This is a genomic window from Ferrovibrio sp. (genome assembly GCF_017994015.1).
In the GTDB taxonomy this organism is placed as follows: Bacteria; Pseudomonadota; Alphaproteobacteria; order Ferrovibrionales; family Ferrovibrionaceae; genus Ferrovibrio.
The window spans coordinates 176,383-200,901 of the sequence record NZ_JAGOLP010000002.1; the positions used below are offsets into that span (position 1 = coordinate 176,383).

The 24,519-nt window shown below is 64.5% G+C and carries 21 protein-coding genes; 17 read left to right on the plus strand and 4 right to left on the minus strand.

The genetic code is table 11. The features are described 5' to 3' along the window. Nucleotides 1-49: 49 nt before the first annotated feature. The 4 genes from pbpC to KBB36_RS02590 all read right to left on the minus strand — a co-directional run bounded on the left by pbpC (nt 50) and on the right by KBB36_RS02590 (nt 9,965). The gene (gene pbpC, locus KBB36_RS02575; RefSeq protein ID WP_290976426.1) at nt 50-2,176 is read right to left on the minus strand and encodes a penicillin-binding protein 1C; all 2,127 of its coding nucleotides are present in this window, start codon (nt 2,174-2,176) and stop codon (nt 50-52) included. After that, entirely contained in the window at nt 2,173-7,182 is a 5,010-nt protein-coding gene (locus tag KBB36_RS02580) for an alpha-2-macroglobulin (protein ID WP_290976429.1), read from the minus strand. The genes pbpC and KBB36_RS02580 overlap by 4 nt, the downstream gene beginning before the upstream one ends. Before the next feature lie 108 nt (nt 7,183-7,290). Next, the gene (locus tag KBB36_RS02585) at nt 7,291-9,210 is read right to left on the minus strand and encodes a sugar phosphate isomerase/epimerase and 4-hydroxyphenylpyruvate domain-containing protein (RefSeq protein ID WP_290976431.1); all 1,920 of its coding nucleotides are present in this window, start codon (nt 9,208-9,210) and stop codon (nt 7,291-7,293) included. A gap of 98 nt (nt 9,211-9,308) precedes the next feature. Next, nucleotides 9,309-9,965 carry a TetR/AcrR family transcriptional regulator gene (locus KBB36_RS02590; protein ID WP_290976433.1) on the minus strand — a complete coding sequence of 219 codons (657 nt, stop codon included), beginning with the start codon at nt 9,963-9,965 and terminating at the stop codon, nt 9,309-9,311. Nucleotides 9,966-10,153: 188 nt separating this feature from the next. Here KBB36_RS02590 and KBB36_RS02595 point away from each other — a divergent pair, with 188 nt between their 5' ends. From KBB36_RS02595 to KBB36_RS02675, 17 genes are all read left to right on the plus strand, one after another. After that, entirely contained in the window at nt 10,154-11,044 is an 891-nt protein-coding gene (locus KBB36_RS02595; RefSeq protein WP_290976435.1) for a shikimate dehydrogenase, read from the plus strand. Nucleotides 11,045-11,082: 38 nt separating this feature from the next. Then, nucleotides 11,083-12,081 (plus strand): TRAP transporter substrate-binding protein DctP, encoded by a 999-nt coding sequence (dctP, locus tag KBB36_RS02600; RefSeq protein ID WP_290976437.1) that lies wholly within the window; start codon nt 11,083-11,085, stop codon nt 12,079-12,081. 66 nt (nt 12,082-12,147) lie between these two features. Beyond that, nucleotides 12,148-12,663, plus strand: a complete 516-nt coding sequence (locus tag KBB36_RS02605; RefSeq protein WP_290976440.1) for a TRAP transporter small permease subunit — start codon at nt 12,148-12,150, stop codon at nt 12,661-12,663. Beyond that, nucleotides 12,660-13,961, plus strand: a complete 1,302-nt coding sequence (locus KBB36_RS02610) for a TRAP transporter large permease (RefSeq protein WP_290976442.1) — start codon at nt 12,660-12,662, stop codon at nt 13,959-13,961. Before KBB36_RS02605 ends, KBB36_RS02610 begins: the two co-directional genes overlap by 4 nt. Before the next feature lie 20 nt (nt 13,962-13,981). Beyond that, complete coding sequence (locus KBB36_RS02615; RefSeq protein WP_290976445.1) at nt 13,982-14,431, plus strand: type II 3-dehydroquinate dehydratase; 450 nt, start codon at nt 13,982-13,984, stop codon at nt 14,429-14,431. Between the two features lie 52 nt (nt 14,432-14,483). Further along, entirely contained in the window at nt 14,484-14,873 is a 390-nt protein-coding gene (locus KBB36_RS02620; protein ID WP_290976448.1) for a winged helix-turn-helix domain-containing protein, read from the plus strand. A gap of 48 nt (nt 14,874-14,921) precedes the next feature. Then, a complete protein-coding gene (locus tag KBB36_RS02625) occupies nt 14,922-16,310 on the plus strand; it encodes an FAD-dependent oxidoreductase (protein WP_290976451.1) in 1,389 nt (462 codons plus the stop codon). Next, nucleotides 16,303-17,529, plus strand: coding sequence for an MFS transporter (locus KBB36_RS02630; RefSeq protein WP_290976454.1), 1,227 nt, complete (start codon nt 16,303-16,305; stop codon nt 17,527-17,529). Before KBB36_RS02625 ends, KBB36_RS02630 begins: the two co-directional genes overlap by 8 nt. A gap of 66 nt (nt 17,530-17,595) precedes the next feature. Further along, entirely contained in the window at nt 17,596-17,955 is a 360-nt protein-coding gene (locus tag KBB36_RS02635) for a metalloregulator ArsR/SmtB family transcription factor (RefSeq protein ID WP_290976457.1), read from the plus strand. Further along, complete coding sequence (locus KBB36_RS02640) at nt 17,921-18,430, plus strand: arsenate reductase ArsC (protein WP_290976460.1); 510 nt, start codon at nt 17,921-17,923, stop codon at nt 18,428-18,430. The genes KBB36_RS02635 and KBB36_RS02640 overlap by 35 nt, the downstream gene beginning before the upstream one ends. Next, on the plus strand, nt 18,423-19,451 hold the full coding sequence (arsB, locus tag KBB36_RS02645; protein ID WP_290976463.1) for an ACR3 family arsenite efflux transporter: 1,029 nt from the start codon (nt 18,423-18,425) through the stop codon (nt 19,449-19,451). The genes KBB36_RS02640 and arsB overlap by 8 nt, the downstream gene beginning before the upstream one ends. Nucleotides 19,452-19,538: 87 nt before the next feature. Further along, on the plus strand, nt 19,539-20,147 hold the full coding sequence (locus KBB36_RS02650) for a response regulator transcription factor (protein WP_290976466.1): 609 nt from the start codon (nt 19,539-19,541) through the stop codon (nt 20,145-20,147). A gap of 144 nt (nt 20,148-20,291) precedes the next feature. Then, nucleotides 20,292-20,651 (plus strand): response regulator, encoded by a 360-nt coding sequence (locus KBB36_RS02655; RefSeq protein ID WP_290976595.1) that lies wholly within the window; start codon nt 20,292-20,294, stop codon nt 20,649-20,651. A gap of 51 nt (nt 20,652-20,702) precedes the next feature. Then, nucleotides 20,703-21,929, plus strand: coding sequence for an ATP-binding protein (locus KBB36_RS02660; protein ID WP_290976469.1), 1,227 nt, complete (start codon nt 20,703-20,705; stop codon nt 21,927-21,929). A 132-nt stretch (nt 21,930-22,061) separates the two neighbouring features. Then, entirely contained in the window at nt 22,062-22,556 is a 495-nt protein-coding gene (locus KBB36_RS02665; RefSeq protein WP_290976472.1) for a chemotaxis protein CheW, read from the plus strand. Nucleotides 22,557-22,728: 172 nt separating this feature from the next. Beyond that, the gene (locus tag KBB36_RS02670) at nt 22,729-23,259 is read left to right on the plus strand and encodes a PAS domain-containing protein (RefSeq protein WP_290976475.1); all 531 of its coding nucleotides are present in this window, start codon (nt 22,729-22,731) and stop codon (nt 23,257-23,259) included. 34 nt (nt 23,260-23,293) lie between these two features. Further along, nucleotides 23,294-24,517, plus strand: a complete 1,224-nt coding sequence (locus KBB36_RS02675) for a methyl-accepting chemotaxis protein (RefSeq protein WP_290976477.1) — start codon at nt 23,294-23,296, stop codon at nt 24,515-24,517. Nucleotides 24,518-24,519 lie beyond the last annotated feature (2 nt).

The following is a 24,519-nucleotide window of genomic DNA, read 5'->3' on the forward strand; positions in this document are numbered from 1 at the left end:
GAATGCCTGTGCATTCGGGCGAAAATACGACGGCCGGATTAGAGCGTGATCAGCTTTTCTCGTCGGCCACCAGGCGGGTGCGCAGGCTGCTGCTGCGGCCCTCGGCATCCACCACACTGATGCGGAAAAATCCTGGCCCCGGCGGCAACCATTCCACCTGCCGGCCCTGGCTGCTGCCGGCCGCATCGCTGTTAAGCGGCTGGCCATCGACATACCAGCGCAGCGGCAGCGCGCCGCGCGCTTCCAGCACCACGGCGCCGCTGCCGGCCTGCTGTTTGCCAGCCGCCGGCAAGGCCAGTTCGACATGGGCCGGCGGAAACAGGATGCGCGGGCCGTCCTGGCCGCTATCGCCCTGGCCCATAACGGCCTGGCGGCGCGCAAAGCTGCGCAGGGCCGGCGGCGGCAGCCGGGCCGGCGCGGCGGCTTCCGCCTCGGGGCTGAACGGTGCTGCAATGCTGCCACGCCCGCCCAGGATGTCGAAGGCCTGGAACAGGATCGGCGCCGCCGTGTTACGGCCATAGGCGCCGGGGCGCGGCGTGCCATCAGGCCGGCCAACCCAGACACCCACCACATGCTGCGCCGTATAGCCCACCGCCCAGGCATCGCGGAAACCATAGGAGGTGCCGGTCTTGTAGGCGATGCGGTCGGCCGGGTTATGTGCGCTGCCCTGGATGCCGTTGGGGCGCGGCGCATCGGCCAGGATATCGCTGATCTGCCGGGCGGCGGCCGGGCGCAAAACCGCCTGGCCGCTGCCGGCCGGCGCCACCCCATCACTGCGCAGCGGGTGGTAAACGCCATCGCCGGCCAGCATGGCATAAAGCGCGGTCAGGTCGCGCAGGCTGATGCCGGCACCGCCCAGCGCCACCGCCAGGCCAGCCTCGTCACGCCCCGGCGGCAACGCCAGGGTGATGCCCAATTGCCGCAGCCCAGTCACAAACTGCCCGGCGCCAAGCCTTTCCAGCACCGCCACTGCGGGCACGTTGAGCGATTGCTGCAAGGCGTCGCGGATAGTGACGCGGCCTTGGAAATGGCGGTCGAAATTACGCGGCAGATAACTGCCGAAGCGGGTCGGCCGGTCGTCGATCACGGTTTCCGGATGGATCAGGCCGGCATCCAGCGCCTGCGCATAGATGAACGGCTTCAAGGCCGAGCCGGGTGAACGCACAGCACGGGTCATGTCTACCTGGCCCTGCTGACCGGTAAAATCATGCCCGCCGATAGCGGCCAGGATGCTGCGGCTGGGCAGATCCGCCACCACGATGGCAATGCTGGCCGGATCGGGGAACCAGCCGGCCTCACGCCGCACCAATCCCTCCAGCCGGCGCTGCAATTCGGCATCCAGGCTGGTATCGATCACGGCCGGCGCCGCCTGGCGCGCGGCCACGGCGCCGGTCAGATGCGGCGCCAGGAAGGGCAGGCGGTGGCGCTTGGCCGGCAACGGCGCCGCCAGCGCCGTGGCCAGCCCGTCGGCATCGATCTGCCCACTTGCCGCCAGTCGGCGCAGAACCTGCTCGCGCCCGGCCAGCGCCGCTGCCGGGTTGACCAGCGGCCGGCGCAAGGTCGGCGCCTGCGGCAGTGCAATCAGCAAAGCCGCTTCGGCCAGACTGAGGCTGTGCGGTTCCTTGCCGAAATACAGCCGGCTGGCCATGTGCACGCCTTCGATATTGCCGCCAAACGGCGCCAGCGTGAGATACATCGCCAGGATTTCGGCCTTGCTGTAATGCCATTCCAGTTGCAGGGCGCGGAAAGCCTGCATCGCCTTGCCCTGCCAGCCGCGTGGCTGCGGGTGCAGCAGCCGCGCCACCTGCATGGTCAGGGTGGACGCGCCGGAAATAATCCGCCCGGCTTGCAGATTGCCCAGCAAGGCGCGGCCCGCCGCCAGCGGATCGATGCCGGGATGCTGATGGAAGCGGCGGTCTTCATAGGCCAGCAGCAAGGCCAGATACTGGCTATCCACCTGCTCCAGCCCCTGCTCTGGCGAGATGCGCAGCCGCCATACGCCATCGCGGGCGGGCAGATAACGCAGTGCCTCGCCCTGGCGGTCGCGCACCAGATGGCCGCTCTCCCGGTAGCGCGTGGTATCCAGCGGCAACAGCCGGTCCAAGCCCAGCCCGATACTGGCCAGGCCGGTGCCAACCAGCAGAGCGCCCGCCAGCAGAAAGCCGGCCAGCTTCATTCCACCACCATAATGCTGCCGGCAGCGGTGCGCGCCATGCGCTCGGGGCGATACATGTCTTCCACGCTGGCCGCCGGCAGGGTGAAGCGGCCCACCGTCACCGCCCGCACCACATAGGCAAAGCGGAATTCATTGCCCAGGCCGAGAATGCGGTTTTGCCAGCCATCCTCGCGTTCAAACAGGAAACTGAAGCGCTGCTGGCGCTGCGCGTTGTTCAGCTCGAAGGCGGCAACAAAGCGGTCGTCGCGCGCTTCCAGCATCTGCGGCACCGATAACGGCTTGAGCCAGGGATACGGCACTGGCGCTTCATCCGGGGTGCGCGGCGGCCGCAACACGGTTTCAATCTCCCAGCCCGCCGGCAGCAGATCGGCCAGCACCGCCTGATGATACAGCCGGTCGCGCACCTGGCCTTCCACCACCACCACCAGCCGGTCATGCCGGCGGATCGCCCGGGCATCGCTCAGATCCACCATCTTGCCATCGGTGTCGAACACGCTCTTGTTCAGGCTGAAACCGTTGGCCATGGCGCGCGGCGCGGTCAGCGGCGCACCATGCACCACCAGGCTGGCGCTGATCGGCGCCGGCGAAAGATTGGTAAGGCGATAACCGCTGCCGATCGCACTCACCGCCGGGTTCAGGCTGGCTGCTACCACATTGCCGAAGCTGCGTTCCTGGCCGTTATCATCCAGCCGCAGCACGGCGCTGCGTTTCACCGCATTGGCGGCACGCAGCAGCCAGGCTTTTTCCTGGGTGCTGAGGCGTTCAATATTGATCGCGGTATTTTCCAGCGCTTCCAGGAAGGGCGCCGCCGTGGTGGTGCCCAGGGTTTCGGTGGCCAAAGCCACCAGCAGGGCCTGGTCGCGCAAGGCCGAGCCGTAGAAGCTGGCCAGCAGGGCGGGGTTGTTTGCTGCGGCTGGGCCGGTAGCCGGTGCGATGCTGCGGCGGAACAGAGCCAGGGCGCGGTCGCGCTCGCCGATCAGCGCCAGCGTGGCGGCCACAAAGGCGCCGGTACTGCCGCTGCCATTGTTGCGTTCCAGATCGCCAAATTGCCGCAGCAGGGTATCGCGCTGCGGCTCGCCGCCACGCGCCAGCAGGTAATGCGCATAGGCGCGGGCGCGTTGCTGGCTGGCCTGGGCCTCACGGCCATAACCATAGATTTCCTCATCGGCGCCGCTGCTGCGGTTTTCGCTCAACTGGCGCAGGAAACGCTTGGCGCGGGCCAGCGCATCATCGGGCACAACATAGCCGCGCTCGCGGGCCTGGTGCAGGAAATCCACCGCATAAACGATCAGCCAGGAATCGGCGCCGCGGTCGCCGGCTCGCCACAGGCCGATCATGCCGTCATCGCCCTGGCGGTCGAGCAGGCTGTCCACCGCCTGTTGCACACGGCGCCGGATCGCTTCGGTTTCTGCCGCCGAACTGGCGCCCAGCAGGGCAAAATCGTCAAAGCCGAGCAGCGGGAAGGCCACCGAGGTCAATTGCTCGGTGCAGCCATAGGGATAGCGGTACAGCGATTGCAGCAGGCCGGGCAGGTCGATGCCCCGGATGGCGCTGAGGTTGAGCATCACCTTGGCACTGCCGGGATGGAACGGTGCCAGATATTCCGGGGCCAGCGTCAATACTTCGCCCGGCGCCAGGCTGTGGCGCTGTTCCAGCGTCACCGGGTAATGCGCTGAGCGGCTGGCGATTTCCCATTCGCGGCTGAAGCCGATGCCGCCGGGGCCGCTCACCGCCAGCCGTATCGTGCCGGTGCCAATCGTGTCGGCATTGATCTCAAACGCCGCCTGGCGCGCCTCACGCGGCTGCAACTCCATCACTGTTTCCGGCTGACCGTTGATCCGTACCGTGCCCGTGCTGCTGAGGCGGAACATGTAATCACCAGCCGGGGCGTCGACATTCTGCGCAAACAGCGTCATCCGCGCGGTATCGCCCGGCGCCAGGAAACGCGGGAAATAGGCATCGGCCACCAGCGGATAGCGCACCCGCAGCCGGGCCTCGCCGCGCCCCACCTGGCTTTCGTTATAGGCCACCGCCATCAGCCGCAACTGGCCGACAAAATCCGGCAGCTCAAAATCGATGCTGGCCTTGCCCTCGGCATCCACACTGACCGGGCCGGAAAACAGCGCCACGGTTTTGGTCGGCACGGTTTGCAAGCCGGCGCCGCCCATTTCATCGCCGCCATGGCGCAGCGCGCCTGCCGGCCCCAATTGACCATCCAGCAGGCGGCCGTAATCGTCACGCAGATCCACACCTAGGCGGCGTTTGCCGAAATAATGCTCCACCGGATCGGGGCTGGCAAAACGTGTCAGCGCCAGGATGCCTTCATCCACTGCCGCCACGGTCAGTGTGGTCTTGCTGCCCGGCGCCAGGCCGCTGATCGCCACCGGCAGGGTCAGGCGGCTTTGCGGCAGGGCGATGTCGGGCGCCGTCATGGCCACGGCAAGCTGGCGCGCGCTGTTATCAATCGGCAGCCAGGTCAGGCCGATGGCGCGCACCGGATCGCGCGCCGAGCCGCCATGCAGCGGCCGCACCAGATCCACCAGCAGATAGGCCCCGGCGCCCCAATCGGCGCCCACCGGCACATCGATGTTGGCGCCCTCGGCCGGCAGCGTGATTTGCTGCGACCACAGGATGCGGTTGCTGGCCACCATCACCATGGCCTCGCCGGCAAAGGGCGGCTTGATCGCCACCCGCGCCGTGCTGCCCAGCGGATAAAGCGGCTTGTCGGCGCTCACCGCCACCTTGTCGGGGATATCCTCGTCCGGCGCATTGCTGCCATAGCCGGCGGCAAAGCGATAGCTGGCGGCAGCACCGCTGGCCTTGTCCTCCACGGTGAGGCGATAGCGGGTCCAGGGTGTGGTGACAAACCGCAATTCCTGCGGCTTGTCGGCGGCCAAGGCCCAGTCGCCGCCTTGCAAAGCTTCCAGCCGCACCGTGGTGCGATAGGTCCAGCGCCCGCCGCGTTTTTCATCGCGATACCAGATGTAATCCCAGATTTCGCGTTCCAGCCGCCAGGTCACACCAGCGCGTTCGGCCTGGCGGCCCTCGGCATCAATCGCCGCCACTGCCAGCACAGCTTCGCTGCCATTGGCCACGCGGCCATCCTCGAAGCCGGGCTTGATGCCCAGGAACAGCGCCCGATGGCGCACCGGCAGGCTGAGGCGTTCCTCGGTGGCCCGCCCGCCCGGCTCATACACCCCGAAACTGGTGCTGACCTTGAGCGGCAAGGTTGAGCCCAGCGCGCTGCCGGCCAGTTTGATCGTGGCGCGGCCCTCGGCATCGGTGCTGCCGGCTTCCAGTTTCAGCAGCACATCCTCAAAGGCATCGTCATGCCGGCCGATCTGCCAGCCGCGCCAGTTCGGAAATGCAGTGCCATCGCGGCTGATGCGCAATTCGCCAAAAGCCTGCAAATCGGCGGCCGGGGCGCCATAGAGCCATTGTGCATCCAGCAGCAGGGCCGGCGGCGCCGCCGGATCGTAAAGCGCCGCATCCAGGCTGCCGCGCACAGCCAGCCGTTGCGGCACAAAATCCTGCACCTCAAAGCTGAGCCGGCCAACCGGTTTGTCGGTGGGATCGGCATAGGCCAGCACGCTCCACAGGCCGCGTGCCGCGCCGGGCGGCAATTCGCTGGAGAGATGCACACCGCCGCCGGCATCGGGGCGCAGGGTGTGGCGGCGGAATTCGGCGCCATTGGGGCGCTGGATCACCAGGGTCAGCGGCGTGGCCAGGGCATCGGCGCTGTCACGTCGCACCAGGGCGGAAAGCTGCACCCGTTCGCCCGGGCGATAGATGCCGCGATCAGCATAGAGAAAAGCCGTGATCGGCCGCAAAGCCGGCTGGCCGGAAACGCCGCGATCCGCCAGATCAAATGCCGGCCGGTTCAGGTCGAGGAAAGCGAAGGCGCCATCCGCGCCATAGGCAAACACCGCCTGCGGCCGGTTGCCATCCTGGCCCTGCAACAGGCTGCGCTCAAACTGCACAAGGCCGGCCGGATCGGTGCGGGCGCGGCCCAGATCCTTGCCATTCTCCGCCACCAGGGCCACATCCAGGCCGCCAAGCGGCTTGGCGCTGTCATAGGAGCGCGCGATCAGGTGCAAGCCATCTTCGCCCTGCAACACGGTGAGGCCGATATCGGTCTCCACCACCCAGCGCGTCACCGGCAGGGTGGAAGAATAGAATGAGGTGCGGTTGGCTGCCCGGCCGTCTTCCTCGGCCACCAGCAGATAGGCGCCGGGGCGGCGCTCAGGCAGGATGCGGGTCAGCGGGAAGCTGGTGACAACACGCTCATTGCCGCGATTCTGCACCGCCATGGTGCCGTCCCACACCACATAGGCGCCGCCGGCCAGCAGCCGGCTGATGCTGTTGTCGTAATAGTAATCCTCGTCATCCTCGCCGCCGCTGCGCTTCTGCTTCGGCCATTGCCGCATCACATTGGCATCGGTGACACGCAGCACACGCAGGCGGATACGGTCCAGATTGCGGGTTTCCAGGGCAATGCCTGTGGCGGCCACTTGCGGCAGGATCGAACCGCTGCCGGCAAAGGCGACAAATTTCTCGGTTGCCGGCAGGTTGAAATCCACCCGCAGTCGCACTTCCTGCGCCAGCCGGGCGCCATCGGCCGCAGCCAGGCCGGCCGGCAGGGTCAGGTCCAGGCTGGTGGTATTGGCCGGCCAGCCACCCAGGCACAAAGCCTGCTGCGCGATGCTGATATTCAGCCGCTCGATGCCGGCGGCCTTGACCTGGGATTGATACGTCTCGGCGGCGGCCAGCGGGTGGCTGAATTCCAGGCAGACCTGTTCCACCGGGCGCCGGCGCACACGCTCATCATCTTCATAATCAACATAATAATAGGGATCATCCGCCGCCGGCTTGGCGCGTTTCACGGCATGGCGCAGGTATTCCAACGCTTCGCCGGCTGCGGCCTGTTGTGGCGCCGGGCTGGTCTGCGCCTGCTGCCGGCCCAGCCAGTAACCACCACCGCCTGCGGCCAGGATGAGCACGGCCACAAGTAAAACCACAGGCGCAAATTTTTTCATGTCGATACCGGAAATGGGTAAACCCGACCGGCAGTATAGTCGCTTCCTTATGGCTCACAATTGACTATATTTTTACGGCTATAAGGCAGTGGCCGGCGCCAGATGGCGTTTCTGCGCCGCGATGCGGAAGGGCGCATTGGGCGCACCATAGCCGGCATAGCCGCAGCGCTGGATGATCTCGAAGAAAAAGCCGCCGCCGAAATTCGGACTGTAGAGCTGGAAATATTCGCCGGCCTCGTCGCGGTCATAGAGAATATTAGCGGCGCGCAGCCGGTCCAGCAGATCGGGCTCCAGGCCGAAACGCGCCTCCAGGTCGTCATAGTAATTCGGCGATAACGGCAGCGGCTTGAAGCCGTTGCGGCTGAGGGCGGCGGCGGTGGCGAAGATGTCGTCGCTGGCAAAGGCCAGATGCTGCACCGCCGAGCCGAAACGCTCGGCCAGGAAATGACCGGCCAGCGTGCGGTCATTCTCGGCGCCGTTCAGGGTCAGGCGCAAACTGCCATCGCCATTCTCGATCACCTGGCTGCGCACCAGGCCGGCGGGATCAACAATATCCACCGGCGGGGTTTTGCGGGTGGCGAACAGGCTGGTGTAAAATAGAATCCAGGTCAGCATTTCGTCATGCGGCATGGTCTGCGCCACATGGTCGATACGGGTCAGGCCAGCGGCTTCCGCCTGGCTGTCATCGGCAACCGGGGTGAATTCGATCTCCCACACCCGCGCCAGTTCGCTTTTGCGATCCAGGAAATGCAGCAGCCCGCCGCCCACGCCACGTATCGCCGGTATGGCCAATTCACCGGGTGCCACCGCCTGCTCAAAAATGCCGGCGCCCAGTTGCCGGGCACGCAGCAGCGTGGCGGCGGCATCCTCAACGCGGAGGCCGATATCGCATACCGCCGTGCCATGCAGCAGATAGGCGGCATGGGCAAAACCTTCCGGCTCGGTATTGATCACCAGATTGATCTCGCCCTGGCGCCACCAGGCGACATTCTTGGATTTATGCTGGCCGGCCAGGCGGAAGCCGAGGCTGCGGAACAGGGCCGCCAGACTTGCCGCCTCGGTCTCGCTGGCGGCGAATTCGATGAATTCCACACCCTGCACGGCGATACGGTCCGGCATTTCCGGCACCGCGATGGCGATGCCCGGCTCCTGCCGCCGCACCTGATCCATCAGCGCCACCAGCGAACGCCGGCCATCCATGGCGATCATGCGCGGTGAACCGCCGCGGAACTGATCGTTGAAGATTTCCAGCGACAATACGCCGTCATAGCCGGTGGCGGCCACGGCGCGCATGAAATCCAGCACCGGCAGGTCGCCCTGGCCCGGCATGTTGCGGAAATGCCGGCTCCAATACAGCAGATCCATATCGATGCGCGGCGCATCGGCCAGTTGCACGATGAAGATCTTGTCCTTCGGGATGGCGCGGATCGAATTCGGATCGATGCGCCGCGCCAGGGTGTGGAATGAATCGAGGATCAGGCCGATATTCGGATGCGCCGCCCGGCGCACGATCTCCCAGGCATCGCGGTGGTCGTTGATATGGCGGCCCCAGGCCAAAGCCTCATAGCCCACCCGCAGGCCGCGCCTTGCGGCACGTTCGCCCAATTCGTGAAAATCCGCCGCTGCGCGGTCGATGCCGCCCAAAGCCAAGGGTGAGATATTGGAGCAGACCAGCATCAGGTCGGTGCCGAGTTCCTGCATCAGATCGAATTTGCGTTCGGCGCGCTCAAAGGCCCGGCTGCGCTGCGGCTCGGGCAGGCCCTCAAAATCGCGGAAGGGCTGGAACAGCGTGATGTTCAGGCCGGCATCGCGCACCATGCGGCCAACCTCGCGGGCCGGGGCGTCAAAGGCCAGGAAATCATTCTCGAAAATCTCCACGCCCTGGAAACCGGCCGCCGCGATGGCTTGCAGCTTTTCGGTGAGCGTGCCGCTAATCGATACGGTAGCGATAGAGGTCAGCATCGGAGCGGTGGCGCTCTGCGGTTTCACCTCTGGCATGGTCCCGGCCTTTCTGGATTCTATGTACGAACCAGTTCGTACATAGAATGGCAAGGACTGAGCTTCCGGTCAAGGCCACAGATTACGGCTGGCCGGGGTCAGGCGTCGCGCGGGCCTTTCAGCACGTTGCGCAGCACCATTTCCACCGTCTGCTCGCGCAGGGCGGCCTGGGCCTTGCGGGCGCCAAGATCGACACGGAAGATTTTTGAGAAAGTGGCGCGGTTGGAGACATTGAAGAAACACAGGGCGCTGATCTGCCAATGCAGGTCGATGGCGGTCAGGCCCTTGCGGAACAGGCCGGCCTTGACGCCGCGTTTATAAACCCGTTCGACCTCGCCGATGGCCGAGACATTCAGCTCCTGTATCGCCTCGGAACGCGCCAGATAATCGCCATGATGGATATTCTCGATCATCACCAGGCGGATGAAATCGGCATTGGCGCCGTGATGATCAAAGGTGAATTCCACCAGTTTGCGCAAAGCCTCCACCGGCGGCAGATGTTCCAGGTCCAGCGTCGCCTCGGTGCTGCGCACCTTGCGATAGGCTTCTTCCAGAACGGCGATATACAGCCCTTCCTTGTCCTTGAAATAATAATAGATCATGCGCTTCGACGAGCCGGTCTTGGCGGCAATCTCGTCCACCCGGGCGCCGGACAGGCCGTTACGGGCAAATTCCTCGGTCGCCACCGCCAGGATATTCTGCCGCGTCGCCTCTGGATTGGGGCTGCGCGCCGCCGGCATTTCCGGCTTCGCCATTTTCTCCGCCGCTTTCATTGCCTCTTGCCCTTACCTTGCCGGCCAGCCGGCAACTTCCCTGTTGCGCGGACGAACTAGTTCGTACATAGTCCCGGCAGGGCCGAAACTACTGGTATCAAATACCGCTTTTTCCGGCCCGGTAACAGACTTTGCCGTCGGGAAGCGGCGTTGTGGATCGGGAGGAATGGGTGAACGCGCTGGACGCCCTGTCAAGGCTGGCGCCGCCGCAGGGCAATATTGCCATGCTGGTCGGGCTGATCGGGCGTGGCATCCAGGCCTCGCGCACCCCCTACATGCATGAAGCCGAAGGCGCCCGGCTCGGCCTGCCCTATATCTATCGCCTGATTGATCTCGACTGCCTGCCGCCTGCTGCCGCCCATCTGCCGACATTGCTTGATGCCGCCGAATGGCTCGGTTTTTCCGGCCTCAATATCACGCATCCCTACAAACAACAGGTGCTGCCGCAACTGCACCGGCTGGCGCCGGAAGCCGCCGCCATCGGTGCGGTCAATACCGTGGTGTTCCGCCATGGCGAGCGTATCGGCTACAACACCGATTGCTGGGGCTTTGCCGAAAGTTTCCGTCAAGGCTTGCCGCAGGCGCGCAAGCGGCAGGTGCTGCTGCTCGGCGCCGGCGGTGCTGGCCTGGCCGTGGCCCGCGCCCTGCTTGATCTGGGTGTTGAACGCCTGCTGGTGCATGACACGGATGCCGCCCGCGTGGCGCAATTGCTGGCGCAACTGGGCGATAGCCGCCTGGCCGCTGCCGGCGATGCGCAAACCGCGCTGGCGGAGGCCGATGGCCTGGTCAATGCCACGCCGGTGGGCATGGCCAGCTATCCCGGCAGCCCGATCCCGACAGAATGGCTGCGCCCGGAATTATGGGTGGCCGACATCATCTATTTCCCCGCCGAAACCGCCTTGCTGCAAGCGGCGCGGGCCTGCGGCTGCATCACCCTGCCGGGCGCCGGCATGGCGATTTTCCAGGCGGTGAAGGCGTTTGAACTGTTCAGCGGCATCGCGCCCGACCCGGCGGCGATGGCGCGGCATTTCCTGGCCGCCAGGCCCAATTTGTCTGATTAGCGTCAACAAACCAAAAACCAAAAACGGAGGAAACGATTATGAACAACATCACCACCCGCCGCCGCTTCCTGGCCGGCACCGGCATGGCCGCCGCCCTGGCGACACTGCCGGCGCTCACCGCCCACGCCCAGGCCGGCAAACCGAAGCTGCGTTTCTCGGCAGTGTTTTCCGAGCAGGATATCCGCGCCGAGATGATGAAGAAATTCGCCGAAGGCGTGGCCGGCGATTTTGTGTTCGAGGGCTATTACGGCGGCAACCTGTTCAAGCAAGGCACCGAACTGGTGGCGTTGCAGCGCGGCAATCTGGAAATGGGCAATATCGCGCCGCAGGATATTTCCAAGCAGATTCCGGCCTGGTCGATCCTCACCGCCGCCTATCTGTTCCGCGATGCCGAGCATCTGACCAAGTTTTTCAACAGCCCGGCCGGCGCCGAGATGAAGGCGATGACCGAGGACAAGCTCGGCCTGCGCATTCTCGGCCCGACCTATTTCGGCGCGCGCCAGCTTGGCCTGAAGCCGAACAAGAAGATCACCACCCCGGCCGATCTGGCCGGCATCAAGCTGCGTATGCCGCCGGGCGAGGCCTGGCAGTTCCTCGGCTCGTCGCTGGGCGCCAATCCCACCGCGATGGCCTATGCCGAGGTTTATACCGGGCTACAGACCGGCGCCATCGACGGCCAGGACAATCCGCTGCCCAATGTCGAGAACATGAAGTTCTATGAAGTGATGTCGCAGATTGTGCTGACCTCGCATCTGGTCGGCTTTGATCTGCTCACCGTGTCCAGCAAGGTGTGGAGCGGCATGAACGCGGCGCAGCAGAAAAATTTCCAGGCTGCCGCTGATGCCGCCATTGCCTTCTCGGCTGCCAAGCATCAGGCGCGCGAGAAGGAGTTGCTGGATCTGTTCAAGGCCAAGGGTTTGCAGATTTACGAGCCGAACCAGGCGGCTTTCCGCAAATTCGCCCAGGACAAGTATCTCGCTTCCGATCTGGCCAAGGAATGGCCCAAGGGCATGCTGGACAAGATCAACGCGCTTTGATCGTTTAAGGCGGTGGGCCGGGCAGTTTGAACCGGCCCGCTGCTGAAATTTCGGGGGGGTGCCGCGATGCAAAATCTGAACCGGATCGGGGCCTGGCTGCATCGCCGTGCCGAGAATGTGCTGGCGGCGATGCTGGCCGCCATGTTTGGCCTGTTCCTAATCCAGATTGTGTTCCGCTATCTGCTCAACCTGCCCACCGGCTGGAGCAGCGAGGCCAGCGCCGTGCTGTGGCTGTGGCTGGTTTTGTGGGGCGCCGCCTTTGTGCTGCGCGAGGATGAGGAAATCCGCTTCGACCTGTTTCTCTCTGCTGCGCCGCCGCGCCGCCGCCGGATCATGCTGCTGCTCTCGGCGGTGGCTCTGGTGGCACTCTATGGCATCTCGCTGCCGGCCACGGTGGATTATGTCGGCTTCATGAAGGTGGAAAAAACCGCCTATCTGAAAATCCGTTTCGACTGGCTGTTTTCGATCTATGTGATTTTCGTGCTGGCGGTGCTGGTGCGGTATCTCTGGCTCGGCTGGCGGGCGCTGGCCGGTGCAGCGCCGGCGGAACGTGATGTCAGCAAGGCGGTATCCGGCGTATGAACCTGACCTCACCCTTCTCGCTCGCCATTGTCGCCATGACGGCCTTGGCCTTTCTCGGCCTGCCGATTGGCCATGCCATGATCGCCGGCTCGGTGCTGTATCTGCTGCTGGCCGGGCTGGATTTGGCCACGGCGGCCGAGCAGATGCTCAACGGCATGTATTCCAACTATATCATCCTGGCCGTGCCGCTCTTTGTGCTGGCGGCGGAGCTGATGAATATCGGCTCGATGACCGAACGCCTGCTGCGTTTCTGCGATGCCATTGTGGGCCGTTTTCGCGGTGGCCTGGCGCAGGTCAATGTGCTGCAAAGCATCATCTTTGCCGGCATGTCCGGCTCGGCCATCGCCGATGCCGCCGGCACTGGCAAGATGATGCAGAATATGATGACCGCCAATGGCAAATACCGCGCCTCCTATGCCGCGGCGCTGACTGCGGCCACGGCGGTGATCGGCCCGATCATCCCGCCCTCGATCCCGATGATCCTCTATGCCCTGGTTTCCGATGCCTCGATCGGCTACCTGTTCCTGGGCGGTGTGATCCCCGGCCTGCTGATGGCGGCGGCGCAGATGCTGATCGTAGCGATTGGCGCCCGGCGTGAGAATTTTCCGGTGGAAGCGCCCACGCCGTTGCGTGACCTGCCGCGCATCACCTGGCAGGCCTTGCCCACGCTGATGATGCCGGTGGTGCTGTTGGGCGGCATCTACAGCGGCATCACCACACCCACCGAGGCGGCGGCGGTGGCGGCGGCCTATGCGCTGGTCATCTCGGTGCTGCTGTATCGCAGTGTGTCGTTCCGCGCCTTCTACAAATCGGTGTTGGACAGCGCCCGCACCTCGGCTTCCATCGGCATGCTGATCGCCGGCGCGCTGGTGTTCAATTATGTGGTCACGGTGGAGAATATCCCCGATGGCATCAAGCTGTGGCTCGAAGCCTGGCAGCTTTCGCCGCTGGCCTTCCTGATCCTGGTCAACATCCTGCTGTTGCTGCTCGGCTGCCTGCTGGAAGGCACCACGATCCTGCTGGTGGTGGTGCCGGTGCTGATCCCGGCGGCCAAGGCGCTGGGCATCGATCTGGTGCATTTCGGCATTGTGGTGGTGGTCAATATCATGCTTGGCCTGATCACGCCGCCCTATGGCCTGCTGCTGTTTGTGATGACGCGCATCGCCAATGTGCCGCTGCGCGACATCGTGAAGGACACCATGCCGTTTCTGTTTGCCATGATTGGCGCCCTGACGCTGATCACTTTGCTGCCCGGCCTGGTGCTGTGGCTGCCGCGCCTGCTCGGCTATCAGGGCTGAGATAATTCTGGGAGAATGTGATGTCGCCGCTTTATGTGATCAACGGGCCGAATCTCAACCGCCTCGGCAAGCGCGAGCCGGAAATCTATGGTTACACCACGCTGGCCGAGGTGGAAGCGATGTGCCGCGGCGCCGCCGGGGCGCGCCCGGTGGTGTTCCAGCAGTCAAATTTTGAAGGCGAGATTGTCAACCTCGTGCATCAGGCCATCGACCTGCCGGCGGCCGGCATCATCATCAACCCGGCGGCGCTTACCTTCACCTCGATTGCAGTGCTGGATGCGTTGAAGATGTTTCCGGGCCCGATCATCGAGCTGCATATCTCGAATATTCACAAGCGCGAAGCGATCTACCACAATTCGCTGGTCTCCAAGGTCGCCACCGCCGTGATTGCCGGATTGGGGCCGGAAGGTTATGGCGTGGCGGTTCAGGCCATCGAGGGGCTGATCCGCAAGGCTGTTATCAAGGCTTGACTCTTGCCTGGGCATCTATAAGTTATTCGTCGAATAACGAATGGAATGCCGAATGACCCAAGCCAGCAAACGCAAATCGCGCAAAGCAGCCGCCGCGTTGCCGGATGGCTGCTGCGACCTGCCCGGCGCAGACAAGCTGGTGCTGGCCCCTGCCGAGCTGGCCGAGCCGTTGCGCCCCGAAGATGCCGAACTGGCCATGCTGGCCAAGGCGCTGGCGCATCCGGTGCGGATTCTGATCCTGCGCAACCTGCTGCGGATCGGCACCTGCTATTTCGGCCGGCTGGCCGATCTGCTGCCGGTGGCGGCCTCCACCGCCTCGCAGCATCTCAGCATCCTCAAGGAAGCCGGCCTGGTGCGCGGCGAAATCGACGATCAGCGGCCGTGTTACTGCGTTGACCTGGCGCAATTGCGGCGTTTGCAGCATCTGCTGGGCGACCTGTAAAAATTTGCCCATGAATTCGTATTTCGGCGAACAACGAAGGAGATTGTCATGAATGCGATCAACCGGATTGAAACCATGCCTGCTTTGTCTGCCCTGCCGGTGGCCGTGATCGGTGCCGGCCCGGTGGGGCTGGCGGCGGCGGCGCAGCTCTTGGCGCGTGGCCTGCCGGTGCGGGTCTATGAAGCCGCCGGCCAGGTTGCCGGCCATATCCGCGCCTGGGGCCATGTGCGGCTGTTTTCGCCCTGGTCGTATAACATCGATGACGCGGCCCGCGCCCTGCTGGCGCAAAGCGGCTGGCAGGCGCCGCCGCCAGCGCGCCATCCCACCGGCGCCGAACTGATTGCCGACTATGTGCAGCCGCTGGCCGAACTGCCACAGCTCAAGCCGCTGATCGAAACCGATGCGCGGGTGGTGGGCATCGCCCGGCAGGGGCATGACAAGATGAAAACCGCCGGGCGCGAGACGGCGCCGTTCCTGCTGCTGCTGCGCAATCAGGCTGGCGCCGAACGCCAGGTGCTGGCGCGCGCCGTGATCGATTGCAGCGGCACCTGGAGCCAGCCCAATCCGCTGGGTGCCAGCGGCCTGCCGGTGCCGGGCGAGAGCGAAGCCGCCGCTGCCGGGCAACTGGCCTATGGCATTCCCGATCTGCTGGGGGCGGAGCGCGCGCAGTATGCCGGCCGCAGCGTGTTGGTGGTGGGCGCCGGGCATTCCGCTGCCAATGTGCTGCTTGATCTGGGCCGCCTGGCGCAAGCCACGCCTGAAACCACGATTATCTGGGCGGTGCGCGGCGCCAGCCTGGCACGGTTATTTGGCGGTGGCGCCAATGACCAGCTTGCGGCGCGTGGTGCGCTGGGCCGTGACCTGGAACGCCTGACCCAGGCCGGCAATCTTGATCTGCATCTCGGCACCGAGGTGGTGGCGTTGCGGCGGCAGGATGGCGCCATGCTGGTCAGCCTGCGGGATCGCGGCGGTGCCTTGACCGAGATTGTGGCAGACCGCATCATCATCGCCACCGGGCAGCGGCCGGATTTGGCGATGCTGCGCGAAATCCGGCTTGATCTTGATCCGGCCACCGAAAGCACCCGCATGCTGGCGCCGCTGATCGATCCCAATCTACATTCCTGCGGCACGGTGCGGCCGCATGGTCATCGTGAACTGGCACAGCCCGAGCCGGGCTTCTACATCGCCGGTATCAAAAGTTATGGCCGCGCCCCCACTTTCCTGCTCGCCACCGGCTATGAACAGGTGCGCTCCATCGCCGCCGCGCTGGCCGGCGATATCGCCGCCGCTGATGATGTGCAGCTCAATCTGCCGGAAACCGGCGTGTGCAGCAGTAATCTGCCGCTAGAGGCAGCGGCGGAAACAAGCTGTTGTGGCACGGCCAAGCCGCGTATCCGGGTCAAGGCCACCAGCGGCACCGGCTCAAGCTGTGGCTGAGGCGGTGCTGGCGGCGGGTGGCGAAAAACAGACCCGGGTGGTGCTGGCGCTCGGCACCGCGCAAACCCTGGGCTGGGGTTCGACCTATTACCTGCCGGCCATCCTGGCGGCGCCGATGGCGGCGGAATTCGGCGTTTCCACCGCCTGGATTTATGGCGCGTTTTCGCTCGCCATGCTGCTCACCGCCTTTATCGGCCCCAGTGTCGGCGGCCATATCGACCGCTTCGGCGGGCGCAATGTGCTGGTGCTGTCCAGCCTGGTTTTTGCCGCCGGGCTGGCTTTGCTGGGTGCGGCAAGTAATCTGACGCTGTTTTTCCTGGCCTGGCTGCTGATCGGCGCCGGCATGGCGATCGGGCTGTATGAAGCCGCCTTCGCCACGCTGGCGGCGATTTATGGCAGCAATGCCCGGCGTGCCATCACCGGGATCACGCTGCTGGCTGGCTTCGCCAGCACGATCTGCTGGCCGATCACGGCCTTTGTCGATGCCGAATGGGGTTGGCGCGCCACCTGCTTTGTCTGGGCCGGGGCGCATCTGCTGATCGGCCTGCCGCTCAACCGGCTGCTGATCCCGCGCCGGCTCGGCGCCCATATCGCCGCGCCCGCCGCCCAGCCAAGCCCGGCCAGTGCGGCCAATGTGCCGGCAGCGGATGAGAGCATCTTCAGCCGCGCCATGGTGCTGATGGCCTTTGCCTTCGCCGTCACCTGGATCACCTCCACGGCGATGGCGGCGCATCTGCCGGGTATCCTGGAAGCCGCCGGCGCGTCCAAGGCGGAAGCCATCGCCGCCGCCGCCCTGGTCGGCCCGGCCCAGGTGGCGGCACGTTTTCTGGAATACAGCGTGTTGCAGCGCTTTCATCCGCTGCTTTCGGCGCGGCTGGCTTCTATCACCCATCCGCTCGGCGTGGCCTTGCTGCTGCTGTTCGGCGGGCCGCTGGCCTATCTGTTCACCCTGCTGCATGGCGCCGGCAATGGCGTGATGACCATCGCCAAAGGCACCCTGCCGCTGGCCTTGTTCGGGCCGCAGGGTTATGGCCGGCGCCAGGGCTGGCTGGTGGCCCCGGCGCGCTTCGGCCAGGCTGCCTCGCCGTTTGTGTTTGCCTTCCTGCTGGAACGCTTCGGCAGCCATGTGCTGCTGTTTTCCAGCGCCCTCTGCCTGGCCGGCTTTGTCGCCATGCTGTTGCTGCGCATGCCGCCGCCAGCGGATCCGGCGGCATCCTGAGGTGGCGTGTCACAAAACAATAACGTGACGTCGGGCCATCATTTCTATAATCCTCGAAATATGGAAATGATCAACGACGATACGGCCTTGGCCGCCTTCGCCGCCCTGGCGCAGGAAACCCGGCTGGCGATCTACCGCCTGCTGGTGGGCCATGGCACAGCCGGGCTTGCCGCCGGCGAGATTGCCGCCGGGCTTGGTGTGCCGGCCACCACGTTGTCGTTCCATCTGGCGCATCTGCGCCAGGCCGGGCTGATCCGGCAACGCCGCGACAGCCGCTCGCTGATCTACAGCATCGATATCGACCGCATGAATGCCGTGATCGGCTTTCTCAACAACCATTGCTGTGGCGGCCAGCCCGAACTCTGCCGCCCGATGACCAAGGAAAAAACCGATGAGCCAGCCCAGCGCCGCCGAAAAGTCGTTTAATGTATTGTTCCTGTGCACCGGCAATTCGGCGCGCAGCATCCTGGCCGAAGCGATCATGAACGATCTCGGCGCCGGCCGTTTCCATGCCTACAGCGCCGGCAGCATGCCGAAGGGCGAACCGCATCCGATGGCCATCGACCTGATCCGCAAAAGCGGCCTGCCGGTGGCCGGCCTGCGTTCCAAATCCTGGGATGAATTTGCCGCTGCCGATGCGCCGAAAATGGATTTTGTCTTCACCGTCTGCGACAACGCCGCCAATGAAGTCTGCCCGATCTGGCCCGGCCAGCCGATGACGGCGCATTGGGGCCTGCCCGATCCGGCGGCGGTGGAAGGCGATGAAGTGGCGCAGCGCCTGGCCTTTGCCGAAACCTTCCGCCTGCTCAGCAACCGCATCCGCATCTTCGCCAGCCTGCCGCTGCGCAGCCTGGACGAACTGAGCCTGCAAAACCGCCTGAACGAGATCGGCCGTGAATAATTTTGAGCGCTATCTCACGCTCTGGGTGGCGCTGTGCATTGTGGTTGGCATCGCGCTGGGCCATTGGCTGCCCGGGCTGTTCCAGGTCATCGCCGCCGCCGAAATCGCCCAGGTCAACTTGCCGGTGGCCGCCCTGATCTGGCTGATGATCGTGCCGATGCTGCTGAAGATCGATTTTGCCGCTTTGGGCCAGGTCGGCCAGCATTGGCGTGGCATCGGGGTCACGCTGTTCATCAACTGGGCGGTGAAGCCGTTTTCCATGGCCCTGCTGGGCTGGCTGTTTATCGGCTGGCTGCTGCGGCCCTATCTGCCGCAGGATCAAATCCAGTCCTACATTGCCGGCCTGATCCTGCTGGCAGCGGCGCCCTGCACTGCGATGGTGTTTGTGTGGAGCAACCTAGTGCGCGGCGAGCCACATTTCACTCTCAGCCAGGTGGCGCTGAACGATGCCATCATGGTGGTGGCCTTCGCGCCGCTGGTTGGCCTGCTACTCGGCATTTCCGCCATCACCGTGCCGTGGGATACGCTGCTTTTGTCGGTGGGCCTCTACATCCTGGTGCCGGTGCTGCTGGCGCAACTCTGGCGCCGCCGCCTATTGCGCCAGGGTGAAGCCGCTTTGCAGCTTGTGCAGGCGCGGCTTGGTCCGGTTTCGCTGCTGGCCTTGCTGGCCACCCTGGTGCTGCTGTTTGCCTTCCAGGGCGGCCAGATCGTGGCGCATCCGCTGGTGATTGCGCTGCTGGCGGTGCCGATCCTGATTCAGGTGTATTTTAACGCCGGCCTGGCTTATTGGCTCAACCGCCGTTTCGGCGTGGCGCATTGTGTCGCCGGCCCCTCTGCTTTGATCGGCGCCAGCAATTTCTTTGAGCTTGCCGTGGCGGCTGCTATCAGCCTGTTCGGCCTGCAATCCGGCGCGGCGCTCGCCACCGTGGTGGGGGTGCTGATCGAAGTGCCGGTGATGCTGAGCGTGGTCTATATCGTCAATGCCAGCCGGGGCTGGTACGAAAACCATACACAGGTATAGGCGACAGCCTGTCGCAGCCATGGCACGCTGCCCGGCATGCAGATGCTCGCCTTGTCAACCCAGAATACACCTACTAGGCTCAATGGCATGAGCGATGCCGGCCTGGTGCATATCATTGACGACGACGCTTCATTGCGCGCCGCGCTCGATAGCCTGTTCCGATCGGTGGGGCGGGAAACCCGGCAATATGCCTCGGTGGCGGAATTCCTCGCCGCCAAGCTGCCGGATGTGCCCGGCTGCCTGATCCTGGATGTGCGCCTGCCGGGCCTGAGCGGGCTGGATTTCCAGGCGCAATTTGCCGAACTGGGTATCCGCCTGCCGGCGGTGCTGATGACCGGCCATGGCGATATTCCGATGACGGTGCGGGCGATGAAGGCCGGCGCGGTGGATTTCCTGACCAAGCCGTTCCGCGACCAGGACATGCTGGATGCGGTCAGCACCGCCATCGGGCGCGATCAGGCGCGGCGCCAGCAGGAAGCCGGCAATGACCGGCTCAAGGCGCTGTATGCCACGCTGACCACACGCGAGAAGCAGGTGATGGCGCTGGTCTGCGCCGGCAAGATGAACAAGCAGGTGGCCGGCGATCTCGGCCTCAGCGAGATCACAGTGAAAATCCATCGTGGCACCCTGATGCGCAAGATGGGTGCCCGCACCCTGGCCGATCTGGTGCGGTTGGCCGAGGCCCTGGCGATGTAGGGCATGAAGACCTGCGGCAAGCTGCCGCTGGGCAATCATATCTCCGTATAATGTCACTGGTTGGCGGCGCGGCCCATATAGAGGGTCAGGAGCGCCCGTCCAGGTTCTGGTCTGGGCGCCAGACAAGGAATGCGTGTGTCGATCATGTCACTGATTGCCATTATTGATGACGACGAATCCCTGCGCCAGGCGCTGGAAGGTTTTGTGCGTTCGCTGGGCCATCGCGCCGCCGGCTTTGCCAGCGCCGAAGCCTTCCTGGCGGCTGGCGACATTGCCGGCTATGACTGCCTGATCAGCGATATCCAGATGCCCGGCCTCAGCGGCATCGAATTGAAGCATTTGCTGACAGAGCGGCATTACCGGCTGCCGGCGATCCTGATCACGGCGCGCAGCGATCCCGGCCTGGCGGAAAAGGCCCAGGCCAGCGGCGCGCTTTGCCTGCTGAAAAAGCCGTTCGAGGCGGATATGCTGATTGCCTGTATCGACCGCGCCCTGGCCAACTGACCCGGCCATAACCCTGCCGGACCTGTCATGACCCAAGACGCCGCCCCTGCCATGCCCCAACCGGACAATACGGCAGAAGCCCTGCGGATCAGCGAATACCGCTACCGCAACCTGTTTCAGGCCATGGCGGCATCCTTCTGGGAACTGGATTTTGCCCCGGTGGGCACCATGCTGCGCGATCTGCGCCAGGCCGGCATCACCGATCTGCGGCAGCATTTCGCTGCCCAGCCGGGCCTGATCCGCGCCATGATGCAGGCCACCAGGGTGATCGATGTGAACGATCAGACCGTGGCGTTGTTCGGCCAAGGCGCCAAGGCGCCGCTGCTCGATCATGTTGGCCTGTTCTGGCCCGAAGCGAGCGAAATGGTCTATGCCGAAAGTGTGCTGGCAGCGGTATCGCGCAAAGCCAGCTATGCCGCCGAAACCCGGCTGCGCCGACTGGATGGCAGCGAATTTGATGCCCTGTTCACCGCCTGCTTCCCGCCGGATTCATTAGCCAAGGGCATCCTGCTGGTGGGGGTGATCGATATCTCGGCGCGCAAGCAGGCACAGGCGGCTTTGCACCGCCTGCAGGCCGATATGGCGCATGCGGCGCGTATCTCCATGCTGGGTGAATTGACCGCCTCGCTGGCGCATGAGGTGAACCAGCCGCTGGCGGCCATCGCCACCAATGGCGAGGCCGGCTTGCGCTGGCTGGCGCGCGACGTGCCGGATATCGACGAAGTGCGGCAACTGACCCGCCGCATGGTGGCCGATGCGCGCCGCGCCGCCGATATCATTGCCCGCATCCGCGGCATGGCAACCCGGCAGCAGACCGAGAAGGCGTCGCTGGCGCTGGCCGAGGTGGTGCAGGAAACCGCCTTGTTCCTGCGCCATGAATTGCAGGCCCAGGGCGTGCGGCTCAATCTTGATCTGGCACCCGATCTGCCGGCTTTGCTGGGCGACCGCACCCAGTTGCAGCAGGTGGTGGTGAATCTGGCGCTCAACGCGATCCAGGCGATGCAGCAGCAAGCCGGTGCGCTGCGCGTCATCAATATCAGCCTGCGCCAGCCGCGGGCCGGCGAAGTGCAGCTCGGCATCGAGGATAGTGGCCCGGGCATTGCCGCAGCGCAGCGCGAGCAGTTGTTTGAAAGTTTCTACAGCACCAAGCCGGGCGGCATGGGCATGGGGCTGCCGATCTGCCGCTCCATTGTTGAGGCGCATGGCGGCCATATCCATGCCGCCGCCGCCGAAAAGCTGGGCGGCGCCCGCTTTGTCGTCACGTTGCCGCTGGCTTGAAACAATCGGGCTGTGAGCTTTCGCTTATTGGCGGCGCTGTTAGCAAAAGCTAATTTTGCCATGACGACGCCAGAAGGCAGGATGGCGCCACAACCTCAGGCCGTCGCCCTGCCGTATCCGGGAGTGTTTCTTATGACTGATCCGATCCAGAAATCCGACGCCTTGAATCTGGCGCATGAATTTCTCACCCTCACCGTGGCCGGCCAGGATTATGCCATCGACATTCTGAGTGTGCGCGAAATTCGCGGCTGGGTGCCGGAAACGCCGCTGCCGAATTGCCCGGCTTCGGTGCGCGGTGTGATCAACCTGCGCGGCCTGGTGGTGCCGATCTATGATCTGCGTGCCCGCCTCGGCGCTGCACCGCACAATCCCAGCGCCACCAATGTGGTGATCGTGGTGGAAGCCACCAATGCGCAATATGGCCTGCTGGCCGATGCGGTGTCGGATATTGTCTCGGCCGATGGCGTTGATCTGCAACCGGTGCCGGCCACCGGCATTGCCGCCGAGAATAATTTCATCACCGCCCTGCTGACCCGCGCCGACCGTATGATCTCGGTGCTTGATCTTGATCTGCTGGTGGCCACCCGGCGTGATCCGGCTGCCAGTCAAGCGCTGATTGCAGCCTGATATATATTTTTAACCGCAAGCTTTGCCAGCACCGGCAAGTTTGCATTCTTGACCTGACATGGCTGCCGAGGCGAAACTGCCGCGCGGCTTGATTTTGATCAAGCCGCCATCGCCGCATAATAAATAAGCTGCTGCTTACTTATCGCGGGATGCCTTGTTGCAGGAGAGCAGGATGCAAAGGCCTACACCAGTTGATCGCGAACGCCATTTTGGCGAGGACGAGATCATTGTCAGCAAGACCGATCCGGCCGGCAAGATCACCTATGCCAATGATGTGTTCTGCAAGATCGGCGCCTTCACAGTGGAAGAACTGATCGGCAAGCCGCATTCGATCCTGCGCCATCCTGATATGCCGCGCGCGGTGTTCCGGCTGCTATGGGAGCGGATCAAGGCCGGCGAGGAAATCTTCGCCTATGTGAAGAACCTGGCCAAGACCGGCGAATATTACTGGGTGTTTGCCCATGTCACGCCCAGCTTCGGGCCGGGCCGGCAGATCACCGGCTATCATTCCAATCGCCGCGCGCCGCATCGCAGCGCCCTGGCGCAGATCGAGCCGATCTATCGCGCCCTGCTGCAAGAGGAAGCGCGCCATGCTGATCGCAAGGCGGCGGTGGATGCCGGCTATGCCATGCTGATGCAGCATCTCGCCAAGGCCGGCGTCTCGTATGATGAATTTGTTTTCAGCATCACGCCGGAAAATTGAGCGCGGCGACTAGTATGATCCTGTGGGGGTGGTGATGTTTTTTTCCAAGCGCCAGCGGCAGATGGAAGCCGCATGCAACGAGATCAACGACGTCTGCAAACGCGCCGCGCAGGGCGACCTTTCAGCGCGCGTGATCCATACCGATCGTTACGGCGATGTCGGCCCGACGCTGATCGCGCTCAACCGTGCACTGGATCTGGTTGATGCCTATGTGCGTGAATCCTCGGCCTCGCTGCATTTTGCGGCGCAGGGCAAGTTTTTCCGCCCCTTCCTGCTGCGCGGCATGGCCGGTGATTTCCGCCATGGCGCGATGGAGATCAATGCGGCGCGCGGCGCCATGCGGCAAAAGGCCGAACAGGCCACCCGGCTGGAAGCCGAAGTGGCCGCCGAGCGTGAAGCCAGCGCGGCGCGGGCCAAGGCGGAGCGCAACCGGCTGGCCGACCAGTTCCAGGCCGAAGTGATGGGCGTGGTCGAAGCGGTCAAGTTGACCAGCGACACACTGTCGGACAATGCCGTGCAGCTGGCCGGCGATACCCGCACCGCCGCCGAAGCCTCGGTCATTGTCACCCAGGCGGCGCAGCAGGCCACCAACAACACCCAGGCGATTGCCGCCGCCGCCGAGCAGCTCAGCGCCAGTGTGGCCGAGGTGACACGCCAGGTGCGTGAATCACGCGCATCCAGCCAGAGTGTGGCCAGCGAAGCCTCGCGCGCCACCGATGCGGTGCATCAGCTTGAAAGCGCCAACCGCAAGATCGACGAAGTGGTGGAATTCATCCGCTCCGTGGCGTTCCAGACCAACCTGCTGGCGCTGAATGCTTCCGTGGAAGCGGCCCGCGCCGGCGAGGCCGGCAAGGGTTTTGCCGTGGTGGCGCAGGAAGTGCGCAGCCTGGCGCAGAAGACGGCGGAAGCGGCCAAGGATATTGCGCAGCAGATCAGCGCCATCCAGGCCGCTTCGGCGCTCACCGTGCGTTCCATCGAGGTGATCCAGCAGCAATCGGCGATGCTCGACGAGCGGGTTGGCAATATCGCCGAGTCGGTGCAGGAGCAGGCCAGCGCCACCGCCGATATTTCCAACAACATCCAGTCCGCCGCAGCCGGCACCGAAAGTGTTGCCGCCAATATCCAGGATATCGCCCAGACCATCGAGCGCAGCGGCGAAGTGGCGCAGGAAGTGTCCAGCGGCGCGGCCGGCCTGCAAAGCCAGTCCGGCGCCCTGGCGCGCCAGGTGGCCGCCTTCATCGCCAAGATTCGCGGCTGAGG